At 40.6% G+C, this 12,394-nt stretch carries 8 protein-coding genes and 1 tRNA gene; 4 read left to right on the top strand and 5 right to left on the bottom strand.

Annotated elements, in window-relative coordinates; genetic code table 11:
• Window positions 1-15 precede the first annotated feature (15 nt).
• The gene (rimP, locus tag SJY45_RS16240; RefSeq protein WP_400072094.1) at window positions 16-477 is read right to left on the bottom strand and encodes a ribosome assembly cofactor RimP; all 462 of its coding nucleotides are present in this window, start codon (window positions 475-477) and stop codon (window positions 16-18) included.
• Between the two features lie 192 nt (window positions 478-669).
• On the opposite strand from rimP, the gene SJY45_RS16235 reads away from it, so the two are divergent.
• Window positions 670-2,043, top strand: a complete 1,374-nt coding sequence (locus SJY45_RS16235; RefSeq protein WP_400072092.1) for a cation:proton antiporter — start codon at window positions 670-672, stop codon at window positions 2,041-2,043.
• 53 nt (window positions 2,044-2,096) lie between these two features.
• Here the strand turns inward: SJY45_RS16235 and SJY45_RS16230 are convergent.
• A tRNA-Gln gene (locus SJY45_RS16230) sits at window positions 2,097-2,168 on the bottom strand.
• Window positions 2,169-2,466: 298 nt separating this feature from the next.
• Between SJY45_RS16230 and SJY45_RS16225 the strand changes: the two genes are divergently transcribed.
• Window positions 2,467-5,853 carry a DUF2723 domain-containing protein gene (locus SJY45_RS16225; RefSeq protein ID WP_400072090.1) on the top strand — a complete coding sequence of 1,129 codons (3,387 nt, stop codon included), beginning with the start codon at window positions 2,467-2,469 and terminating at the stop codon, window positions 5,851-5,853.
• 115 nt (window positions 5,854-5,968) lie between these two features.
• Here the strand turns inward: SJY45_RS16225 and SJY45_RS16220 are convergent, their stop codons facing one another.
• The 3 genes from SJY45_RS16220 to SJY45_RS16210 all read right to left on the bottom strand — a co-directional run bounded on the left by SJY45_RS16220 (window position 5,969) and on the right by SJY45_RS16210 (window position 8,357).
• Window positions 5,969-6,265 (bottom strand): co-chaperone YbbN, encoded by a 297-nt coding sequence (locus SJY45_RS16220; RefSeq protein WP_215438529.1) that lies wholly within the window; start codon window positions 6,263-6,265, stop codon window positions 5,969-5,971.
• Between the two features lie 97 nt (window positions 6,266-6,362).
• Window positions 6,363-7,586, bottom strand: a complete 1,224-nt coding sequence (locus SJY45_RS16215; protein WP_400072088.1) for a metallophosphoesterase — start codon at window positions 7,584-7,586, stop codon at window positions 6,363-6,365.
• 48 nt (window positions 7,587-7,634) lie between these two features.
• On the bottom strand, window positions 7,635-8,357 hold the full coding sequence (locus SJY45_RS16210) for a copper homeostasis protein CutC (protein WP_400072086.1): 723 nt from the start codon (window positions 8,355-8,357) through the stop codon (window positions 7,635-7,637).
• 64 nt (window positions 8,358-8,421) lie between these two features.
• Here SJY45_RS16210 and SJY45_RS16205 point away from each other — a divergent pair, with 64 nt between their 5' ends.
• Window positions 8,422-9,411 carry an isoaspartyl peptidase/L-asparaginase family protein gene (locus SJY45_RS16205; protein ID WP_400072084.1) on the top strand — a complete coding sequence of 330 codons (990 nt, stop codon included), beginning with the start codon at window positions 8,422-8,424 and terminating at the stop codon, window positions 9,409-9,411.
• Between the two features lie 58 nt (window positions 9,412-9,469).
• The gene (polA, locus tag SJY45_RS16200) at window positions 9,470-12,310 is read left to right on the top strand and encodes a DNA polymerase I (protein WP_400072082.1); all 2,841 of its coding nucleotides are present in this window, start codon (window positions 9,470-9,472) and stop codon (window positions 12,308-12,310) included.
• Window positions 12,311-12,394 lie beyond the last annotated feature (84 nt).

Below are 12,394 nucleotides of genomic sequence, written 5' to 3'. Positions count from 1 at the left end.
ATGCTACTATTACCTTTAAAATTTTAAAATGACTTTTGCTTCTTTTATATCAGAAAAATTGATTAGCTCCTTCTTCTGAACTGTAACTTTCCCTTTTCCAATGGGTTTGGGTTCCCGTGCTTTCCATTCAAGAACAATACCATCATGGGTAGTTTCGGTTAAATTTCCCTCATAGGTTTCGGCCTCCGTTCGTACGGCAAGCTTTCTTCCCACATTTTTATTGTACTGTCTTGGCATTACCAACGGCGATGCCGCCCCAGCAGAAGCGACCTCTAACGAAAAATCATGTTCATCACGGTCTATATTATGCTCTATGGCACGACTAATTTTCATACAGTCCTGCACGGTTACGCCTTCATCTCCATCCAAAACCACCTTAATGGTATTGTCTGCAGACATCGAAAAATCTATTAAAAACAAAGACCCATCTTCCTCTAGGACATCTTTTAAAAGGGCTTCGACTTTACTCTTCAACATAACATTTAGAAATAAAAAAGAGGACTAAATTGTCCCCTCATGAATACTTTTATATCCTTTCAGTGTTGCAAATATACGATTTTTTTGTTTCCCGCAATATCCGATTCATTTAAAGAGTTTTATATCATATCATTTCATCTAAAATTAACGATTTAATAGTACTTTTAAAATATCCCAACCAAATTAACAACCATGGAAATACTCTCTTCTTACAATATGATTATTGGCGCTTCTGCCATAGTCATCATCTCTTTCTGGTTTAATGGCATTTCTAAAAAAACCAATATTCCATCCGTACTTATGCTAATAGTTCTGGGTGTTGCTTTACAATTTGCCCTGAAATACATTATTGGAACCGAAATAGATTTTGAAAAAAACCTGCGCGGCACCTTAGAAATAATCGGAACGGTAGGACTGATCATGATTGTATTAGAAGCCGCCCTAGAGCTTGAACTGAAAAGAGAAAAACTCATACCCATTCTCAAATCCATGGCCATTGCCCTACTCGGGCTTGTAGCTTCCGCATGGGTAGCCGCATTAATTCTCTACCAATTTATAGAAGGTATGACCATGCAGTCCGCCTGGCTGTACGCTACCCCTTTGTCTATTTTATCTAGCGCCATAATCATACCCAGTGTTACCGGTCTTAGAGAGGACAAAAAGGAGTTTCACATTTATGAAAGCACCTTTTCGGACATAATGGGTATCATGATGTTCTATTTTCTTACCGGAGGATTGGATCCCGAAACCGATTCTAGCCCCGTTGCTTTTGCCGGCAATATTGTTCTGACCATTGTTATTGCCATTATTGCCAGTTACGCCTTGGTTCTGATTTTCCAAAAGATAAAAAGCCAAGCCAAGCAATTTTTATTGATTGCCGTACTGCTACTATTGTACGCTATTGGTAAAAAGATGCATTTATCGTCATTGATTATAATCCTCATATTTGGGTTGGTCATTGCAAACGTTAAATTGTTCTTTCCCGGAAAGACGGCTATTTTTCTTGAAAAGGAAAAAATGCACCAAATTTATCATGAACTGCACATCATAACCCTAGAAACGGCTTTTGTTGTCCGCACGTTTTTCTTCGTGATTTTTGGAGTTACCATTGTACTTGCTTCTTTAATGAGCCTAAATGTTGCTATGGTAAGCATTCTAATTATAGCCTCTATTTACGTAATCCGTTTTCTTGTTTTGCGGGTTTTTATCGGTAAAGACATCCTACCACAAGCCTTTATTGCCCCAAGGGGATTGATAACTATACTTCTTTTCTACGCCATTCCTACGGAAGCAGAGGTTGCCGGTTTTGAATCGGGAATTCTTTTGTTCGTAATTATTGCCACCAGTCTGGTTATGACCTGGGCCATGATAAAGGACAAAAAGAAAATGGGCACTATGCTAGATGAGATAGACGAAGAGATTTTGGCACGGAACGAAGCAGAGGACCAACTTAACGAGCATAACGAAGAAATGACGGAACAGGAAGCAAGCAATGAAAACCTAGATACGGAAGACAACTCTCCCGAACATCCCGAGGATACAGAGCATGACAATCGTCCTATATGAAAAATTCCAAAAAAAAAGCCCGATACTTTTCCATATCGGGCTTTTTAACTCTGTTGGCCTACTAGGACTCGAACCTAGAACGACTGGACCAAAACCAGCTGTGTTGCCAATTACACCATAGGCCATTACCGTAATTTCTGCCGAAACAAGTTCAGCATTTGAGCGTGCAAATTTAAAACAAAGTTTGGTTTGCACAAACATTTTCTGCTACAATAATTCCAAATCTACACAACTTACAGATTTTCAGCACCATAAAATTACTAATTTGATTCATTTTTATACGCTTAACCTCCGCCAACAAGCCTTTGACTACAATTCTTTCTATATTCACCTTACAAATAGCTTGTTAAAGGTTTATCAAAAATGACCTTCCATATCTATATTAATTAGTAAATTCGCCGCATTGGTTAAACCACGTAGTACATGTTTTCAAAGAACTTCGAAAAATGGGACAATCTTCTTGGATGGTCCGTCTTTTTTATTGCCCTAATTACTTACGCAATAACCGTTGAACCCACGAACAGTTTTTGGGATGCCGGTGAATACATTGCCACATCTGCAAAACTCCAAGTGGGTCACCCTCCCGGAGCACCACTGCTCCAAATGATCGGGGCCTTTTTTGCCATGTTCGCTTTTGAATCTGACCAAGTGGCTCGTATGGTAAATTACGTTTCTGGTGTTTCCAGTGCATTTACCATTCTGTTTATGTTTTGGACCATTACCAACCTTACCCAAAAACTCATAAAACAAAAAGATGATGTTATAACCAACAGCAAGGCTATTGCTATTTTTGGCTCTGGAATTGTTGGCTCCCTTGCTTTTACTTTTTCGGATAGCTTTTGGTTCAACGCAGTAGAGACCGAGGTATATTCCACAGCAAGTCTCCTAATGGCATTATTACTTTGGCTTGGCCTAAAGTGGACGGACGACCTTGAAAACCCACGAGGAAACAAATGGATCGTGCTTATCTCATTTGTGGTTGGCCTTACTTTTGGGGTTCAGTTCATGGGCTTCTTGGCCATACCGTCAATAGGTTTACTCTACTATTTCAAAACATACAAAAAAACAACGGTAAAGAACTTTTTGTTGGCCAATATTGCTGTGATTGCAGTATTGATGCTGGTTTACAAATTCTCTTTAACCTATGTTCTTAAACTTTTTGGTTGGAGCGAAGTATTTTTCATTAATAGTATTGGCCTTCCGTTTAATTCGGGCACCATCATTATGGGGCTCATATTCATTGGCGCATTCTATTTTGCACTTAACTACACTAGAAAGAACAGTTACAAAACGGCCAACACCATTGTCCTGTGCTTAATGTTCTTATTTTTAGGTTTCTCTTCATGGATGATGCTTCCTATTCGCGCAAATGCAAGAGTGGTCATCAACGAAAACAATCCGGAAGATGCCCGTGCTTTATTGGCCTATTATAACCGTGAGCAGTACCCCGGTGTTGATAGTCCGTTTTACGGGACATATTACTCCAACACTTTTGGGGTTGGTGGCGAGGACAAGGACGAAGCACCTAAATACGAAAAGGACGAAAAGCTAGGGAAATATGTAATCGTAAATTATTACAAAGGCGCCGTACCTGGAGACGACCCTAAACATATAGGCTTCTTACCAAGAATGTGGAGTGGTCAGAACGCAGAAAACTACATGCGCTATTTTGGGCCCTTGGATTTTAAGATGACACAATCCAACGAGGAGTTGAGAAAAGCGGTTACCCAAGTAAAAGAAGGCTTTGCCAATGGCGAAATAGATGCCGAACAATACATTAGTTTCCTAAGAAGGTTTGGCGATTATATTGAGGTTCAACCTCCATCCGTTTGGCAGAACATTAAATACATGGTACAGTTTCAATTCGGATACATGTACTGGCGTTACTTTATGTGGAATTTCTCCGGGAAGAACAATGATGTTCAGGGCCGTTACAACGGAAACGGAGAATGGCTAAGTGGCATTGGGTTAGTTGATAGTCCACGTCTAGGAAGTCAAAGTAATCTTCCGGACGAAGTTAAGAACGACAAGGCCCGAAACACCTATTTCTTACTCCCCTTAATTCTAGGCATAGTAGGCATATTGTTTCAAATAAGTAAAAACCCAAAACAGTTCTGGGTACTTTTAATCTTCTTTTTGTTCACAGGTTTGGCTATTCAGTTTTACACCAATCCATATATTTTTCAACCTCGTGAAAGAGATTACTCCCTTGTAGGTTCGTTCTATATCTTTGGAATATGGATAGGCCTTGGCGTATACGGACTTTTTGATGAACTCAAGAAATACCTCACCCCTAAAATACTGGCTCCGGCCGTAACCGTCATCTGTCTTTTAGCGGTTCCTACTGTTATGGCAGTACAAAACTGGGATGACCATGACCGATCTAATCGGTTTACCGCAAATTCATCGGCAAAAGCCTATTTAGACTCCTGCCAAAAAGATGCAGGGGCCATACTCTTTACCATTGGGGATAATGACACCTTCCCGTTATGGTACGCCCAAGAAATAGAAGGCTACCGTACCGATGTTCGTATTGTCTGTACCAGCCTTTTTGAAACGGATTGGTATATTGACCAAATGAAAAGGAAGGCATACGAAAGTGAAGCCATTCCATCACAAATTGCCCATGAGAAGTATCGTTGGGGAACTCGTGACGTGCTATACTATCAAACCGTAGACCCACTTTTCAACAAGAAAATATCAGAAAGCCGTTGGTCCATTCAAGATTTTATAAAGTGGGTAGATAGTGACAACCCACAAACAAAGCTGAAGTACATCCTTGAAAGACAGGAGAATATTGATATAGATGCTTATTCTGAAAGCAGCCAAAATATCGTGTACTACCCTACCAACAAATTACGCATACCGGTAAACAAGAAAAACGTCTTGGATACAGGTCTGGTAAAAGAAAAGGATTCGGCCTTGATCGTAGACTATATTGATATAGACCTTCCAAAAAGTGCCATTACCAAGAAAAGCATGATGATGTTGGATATTATTGCCAACAATGACTGGAAACGCCCTATCTATTTCTCAGGAGGAAGTTTTGATGATGCCGAATTTATTTGGATGAAAGACTATTTACAATTAGATGGAATGGCGTACAAATTAGTACCCATCAAGACCGAACGCAGAAACTCTTTTGAAATGGGACGAATTGATTCCGACCTGATGTACGATGTAGTTATGAATTGGGACTGGGGCAACTCTGGAAGCTCGGACATCTACCATGACCCTCAAACCCGTATTCAAGGCTTGTCTTACCGTAGTAACTTAGCAAGACTTTTAGAACAATTGCTAAAAGAAGACAAAATAGAAAAGGCCAAGGATATTATAGACCTTACTATTAAAAACCTTCCTGTTGAATACTTTGGCTACTATACTTTTGTTGAGCCTTTTGTAGATGGATATTACAAAGTAGGCGAAACAACCAAAGCTCGCGAGCTTTTCGGAAAATTGAAATATATTTATCAAGACCGTTTGGAATATTATGCCAGCATACCTCTTGAAGAGCAATATGACAAGATAGACGATATCATTGCCGATATGGAAGGGTACCGTAGAAATATTGATATTCTGATCGGAAACAACGACCGTGAGATGGCAGAAAAGGAAACTCTAATATTCAATGAATATATAGATAAGTTTCAGCATTTCTACAGGGACAATATTTTACAAGAAGATGATTTAGAACCTGGTCAGAATCCTGACTTAGAGGATACAGTTCCTGTTTCTGACACTACGGCAATAGACGCAGCTACGGCAGGAGAAAACCCCGTGGACACTACATTAGTCCCGGCCACTAACTAAGTTAGCTTACTCTATACAGAAATAAAAAAATGCCCTTCATTGCTAAAGGGCATTTTTTTTATTATTCCATCTATACCGCTCAAAGAAAAAGCGCTTTAGCAGCAAGTATTTATTATTATAGGTATTCGTTTAGGATTCCAATAAGTGTATTGGCATCTTGCTCACCACTTTGGCGCCATACCATTTCACCTTTTTTATAGATCATAAGTGTAGGAAGCCCTTTAACACGAAGTGCCTGAGCAAGCTCTTTATTTTTATCTACATCGATTTTAATAACCTTGCCTTTATCACCCAAAGCCGCGGCTACATCACGCAAAACGGCGTGCATCGCATTCGATTGCTCGTTCCAATCCGCATAAAAATCCAAAAGAACAGGGATTCTTAAATCTATAAGTTCACCAAACTTTGACATACGTAGTTCATTGGGTTAGGAGCCAAATGTAAGAAAAAATGTTAAATTGCCACCTATACCCCCAATTTTATAGACTTTAGGTGGCGTTAAAATCGTGTTAAGCTTTCTTTTTAAGCGTGATTACGGTTATTTCAGGCCAAATTCCTACCCTACCCGGATACCCTAAAAAACCAAAACCCCTATTCACGTTTATATATTGCCCAAGCTCTTGATAGATGCCCGCCCAGTATTTATAGCGCCATTTTACAGGACTCCACTTGATCCAACCAGGAATTTCTATACCAAACTGCATTCCATGTGTGTGGCCACTTAAGGTAAGGTGGTAATGGTACGCATCATGCAAAACCACATCTTCCCAATGAGAAGGGTCATGGCTCATGAGTATCTTAAAATCATCTTTATCTACATTGGCTACCGCCTTTTTAAGGTCTCCGGCTTTTTTAAAACCACCACGTCCCCAGTTTTCAACTCCAACCAAGGCAATCTTATCGGCTCCTTTTTGTAAAAACCGATTTTCATTCAACAACAAATCAAAGCCCATGTTTCTTTGCAGGTTCTTTAAATCCTCCAAATTCTGATGTTTGGCTTCTTCCGTTTCCCACTCTACATAATCGCCATAGTCATGATTTCCCAAGACTGAGAACTTACCGTCCTTGGCCTCAAGAGTGGTAAAAAGTTCTGCCCACGGCTCCATTTCGGTAGCCATGTTATTCACCATATCACCTGTAAAAAGGATAACATCGCTATTTTGTTTATTAATCAGGTCTACAGCATACTCTATCTTCTTCCTATCATCAAAACTACCACTATGCACATCGGATATCTGAGTGATTTGATAATCATGGAAACCAGCGGGCAAATCATCAAACTCCAAAGTATACCTTAATACTTTAAAATTGTACTTCCCCTTATACATTCCGTAGAGCAACGCGCCAAAAGGAATAGCCGCCAAGCCCAGACCCAATATGCTCAAAAATTTTCTGCGTTCTGGCAAGGTAAACTCTTTAGACTGACCAAAAAACTTTTGATACCCACTGGATACGACCCTAAAAATATCTTCGGAAAAAAGAAAAAGAATAGTCACCAACTGAAAAGCCAATACGGTCAATAAAAATCCAAAAGCATAGCTTTTAGACCTGCTCAGGACCCTACCCTCCTCTTCACCAAGTGTAAATTGATAAATAAAATTACCCAGTACCAATACGGCAATCGCAATAAAGAGATAGTACACCCAAGGGTATCGGGTTACGGTTTTCAAGGCCTGTAAAGTATAGAGGCCCATAACAATATAAACGGCAATAAAAATAATCCAACGTAGCATAGCTACAAAGATATTTTAAACTGAGACGGGTATTGCCTCATTTAGATTTTATTTAACCCTATTTACGATAGTTGCAATTGTACCTGAGTGGGTTACAGTAATTTCGGAATCGCTTAAAAACGATGGAGAATTCATAGATACCCGGTCCGTTTCGGGCAATGTCCTTAACAGTTTAGTACCCGAAAGGTGAACCGCCTTAAATCCGGACTCCTTAAAACCCATTACATTATCCGGCCTCACACCACCTCCCGGCATAATGGCACAGGTTGTAGATTTTTCACGAAGCTTATTCAAGAGCTCCAGCCCTTCAGGGGCGGATTTCCGCTGTCCTGATGTTAATATATAATCTACACCCAAATCTTCCAGTTGTGCTAGTGCGACCATTGGGTCTTTTACCCAATCAAACGCGCGGTGAAACGTAAACTTCAAACCTGCTGAAGCTTCAATCAGCGCTCGGGTTCTGTCCCTGTCTACTGTAAAATCAGCATTTAAAACACCGGAAACGATGCCTTCAAACCCCAGATTAACACATAATTCAATATCCCGCATCATAATTTTCAATTCATCGGGGGTATAGGTAAAATCACCGCTTCTAGGGCGAATCAACACATGAACGGGAATAGAAATTTGCTCACGAACGCTTTTCAACAGTCCGTATGAGGGAGTGATTCCTCCTACGGCAAGTTCAGAACAAAGTTCTATGCGATGCGCACCACCCTTTTGGGCATTTAATGCAGATTGCAATGAATTGGCACAGACTTCTACTAGCATTTTACTTATATTTAATGCCCAAGTGGCATTTTAAAACTACTCCTAAAATAGAAATCTTAAACCCATGCAAAGAAGAAAGTTCCTAAAAAATTCGACCGCCGCCACGGCCGGTTTAATTTCAGCCCCTCTAATGGCCGGCAAAACTCCCCCGCCTACAGACCGAGTTACAGATAATTCCGCAGCTATAAAGCCTATAGTTATATGTACTTGGGATTTTCACAAAGCTTCTTCCAAAGCATGGGAAGTCCTAAAAGAAGGCGGTACTTCTCTTGATGCCGTAACCCAAGGTGTAATGGTTGAAGAAAACGATGTAAACAACCAGACGGTGGGTGTTGGCGGCAGACCCGACCGAGACGGAAATGTTACATTGGACTCCTGTATTATGGATAAAGATGGGAATTGCGGTGCGGTGCTGGCCATGCAAAATATTGCGAATCCTATTTTGGTTGCACGTAAAGTAATGGAAGAAACACCCCACGTTATGCTTGCCGGAAAAGGAGCTGAGCAATTTGCTTACGAAATGGGATTCAAGAAAACCAACCTCCTTACCGAAAAATCAAAGCAAGAGTGGATAGAATGGAAGAAAACTTCGCAATACAAGCCTATTATAAATATTGAAAACCATGACACCATTGGTATGCTTGCCATAGATGCCAACGGCGATATTTCCGGCGCTTGTACCACAAGTGGCATGGGGTATAAAATGGCGGGTCGTGTTGGTGACTCTCCAATTATTGGCGCTGGGCTGTTTGTTGATAATGAAATTGGCGGAGCCACAGCAACAGGTGTAGGAGAGGAAGTAGTGCGCACGGTAGGTAGCTTTCTTATCGTAGAATTAATGCGCCAAGGAAAATCTCCCCAAGAAGCTTGCAAAGAAGGTGTTGAGCGAATCATGGCTAAAAATAAAGGGCGGAATGATTTTCAAATAGGTTTTATAGCTGTTAACAAAGCAGGCGAAACCGGAAGTTATTGCATTCACCCGGGATTTACCTATCGGTCTTATTCTGAAGCTGGACATGTAAATAATCCATCGGAAACTTATATCAAATCTTAAAACACTTAAAAGAATTCAAAAACTTGATTAGCTTTGAATCCTTTTGAAAAACTATAAAATGCCAGAACAAAAACGACTCTTCTTACTAGACGCCTACGCACTTATTTTTCGTGGCTACTATGCACTTATAAAAAATCCTAGAATCAATTCCAAGGGCATGGACACCTCTGCCATTATGGGGTTCATGAATTCGCTTTTTGATGTGATTAAACGTGAAAAACCGGACCATTTGGCCGTCTGCTTTGATAAAGGAGGAAGTGCCGAACGTACCGAACTGTTCCCGGAGTATAAAGCCAATAGAGATGAAACCCCCGATGCTATCCGTACTGCCATTCCTTATATCCAGGACATTCTTAAAGCAATGCACATACCCTCGGTAATTCTTGAAGGTTGGGAAGCGGACGATATTATTGGAACCCTTGCAAAACAAGCCGAAAAAGAAGATTACAAGGTTTTTATGGTTACACCGGATAAGGATTTTGGCCAGTTGGTCTCCGAAAATATCTTTATGTACCGTCCGGCAAGAATGGGTAACGGAATAGAAATTTGGGGCATTCCCGAAATACAAAAACGTTTTGGAGTTGAACGGCCAGAACAGGTTATAGACTACTTAGGAATGATGGGCGATGCCAGTGACAACATACCTGGACTACCTGGCGTTGGAGACAAAACCGCAAAAAAATTCATCGAGCAATTTGGTTCTATGGAAGGCCTTTTAGAAAACACGGATAAGCTAAAAGGTAAAATGAAAGAAAAGGTAGAGGCAAATAAAGAGTTGGGGCTGCTCTCTAAAAAACTGGCGACCATCTGTATAGATTGCGATGTTACTTTTAACGCCGAAGATTACGAACTCTCAGTCCCCGACAGTGAAAAAGTGCAAGAGATTTTTGAGGAACTGGAATTTAGAAGGTTAAAAGACCAGTTTATTAAAATATTCTCTGGGGAAACAGAACCCCAAACACAAGTAAGCAATACCGAAACGGCAAAAAAGCAGACATCAACTTCCTCATCTGCCGGAAGCGGGCAATTTTCTTTGTTTGGTGGCGATGGCGCATCTGCAGCAACCATAGCGGACAGCTCTAGCAGAAAGACCATTAAGGATATTCCCCATGTTTACCAAAGCGTGGCACCGGGTATGGCCATGAAGCTGTTTGTCCAAAACCTAATGAAACAAACCTCTGTTTGTTTTGATACGGAAACTACTTCATTAAATCCGCTGGAAGCCCAGCTTGTAGGTATCGCATTTTCGTGGGAAGCCACTAAAGGATACTATATTCCATTCCCCGAAAACAAAGAGGAAGCACAGGAACTCATAGAAATCCTCCGCCCTTTCTTTGAATCGGAAACCATTGAAAAAATAGGTCAAAACCTTAAATATGATATTAAGGTATTGAATAAGTATAACATTAAGGTTAAAGGCATATTCTTTGACACCATGTTGGCGCACTACCTTATAAACCCGGATATGCGACATAATATGGATGTGCTTTCCGAAACCTATTTGAACTACACCCCTATTTCCATTACTGAACTTATAGGCAAGAAAGGAAAAAACCAGCTGAATATGCGAGATGTTCCTTTAGACAAGCAAACGGAATATGCTGTAGAGGATGCTGACATTACATTTCAACTGGCACAGCATTTTAGACCGGAACTGGCCGAGGCCAAAACCGATATTCTTTTTAAGGATATTGAAATTCCGCTACTACGTGTTCTGGCCGACATGGAACTGGAAGGCATCAACCTGGACGAGAAATTTTTGAACAGCCTTTCTGAAGACCTGAACAACGATATTAAAAATCTTGAAGAAAAAATTTACGAAGCTGCAGGAGAAGAATTCAACATTGGTTCACCAAAGCAACTAGGTGAAATTCTTTTCAGTAAAATGAAATTGGTAGACAAACCTAAAAAAACAAAGACAGGTCAATTCTCTACCGCGGAAGATGTTCTTTCCTATTTGGCCAAGGACCATGAAATTATTCAAAACGTATTGGATTACCGTGGGTTGGCAAAACTCAAAAGCACCTACGTTGATGCTTTACCGGAACAAGTAGAACCCACAACGGGAAGAGTCCACACAGATTATATGCAAACCGTTGCAGCTACTGGCCGTTTGAGCAGTAATAATCCTAATTTACAGAACATCCCTATCCGTACGGAAAGAGGCCGCCAAGTTCGTAAAGCCTTTGTACCTCGCAACGAAGACTATATTTTATTGGCCGCGGATTATTCTCAGATAGAACTGCGCATCATTGCCGCGTTGAGCGAAGAGACTACGATGATAGAAGCGTTTAAGCACGGAGAAGACATTCATGCTTCCACGGCATCAAAAGTATTTAATGTGCCTATTGAAGAAGTAACCCGTGAGCAAAGAAGCAATGCCAAAACCGTTAATTTTGGGATTATTTACGGGGTTTCCGCCTTTGGATTGAGCAACCAAACCGATTTATCCCGTTCCGAAGCCAAAGAACTGATAGACACCTATTACAAAACCTACCCAAAGCTCAGAAATTACATGAGCGAGCAGGTAGATTTTGCCCGTGACAATGGCTATGTACAAACGGTCCTAGGGCGAAGACGGTATTTAAAAGATATTAACGGAAGTAATGCCATTGTACGCGGTGCTGCAGAGCGGAATGCCGTTAACGCCCCTATTCAAGGTAGCGCTGCAGATATTATTAAAATTGCCATGATCAACATTCACAAGAAATTATCGGAGGGCAACTACAAATCTAAAATGCTCTTACAGGTACATGATGAATTGGTATTTGATATATACAAACCGGAATTGGATGAATTAAGCGGATTGATACAATCCGAAATGGAGAACGCCTATAAACTAGAAGTACCGCTAGATGTAGAAGTTGGTTTGGGTGATAATTGGTTGGTAGCGCATTAGACATACAAAACCTGCCCTTTCACAACATTTTTTCGTGTAAAGGGCTTTTCAGTTTTACTTTTACAGTCCTATTCCAAATACAAT

Origin of the sequence: Zobellia russellii (assembly GCF_044597075.1) — a bacterium.
Taxonomy (GTDB): domain Bacteria; phylum Bacteroidota; class Bacteroidia; order Flavobacteriales; family Flavobacteriaceae; genus Zobellia; species Zobellia russellii.
Note: the sequence above shows the minus strand (reverse complement) of the source record. Positions and strands in the feature narration are given on the sequence as shown.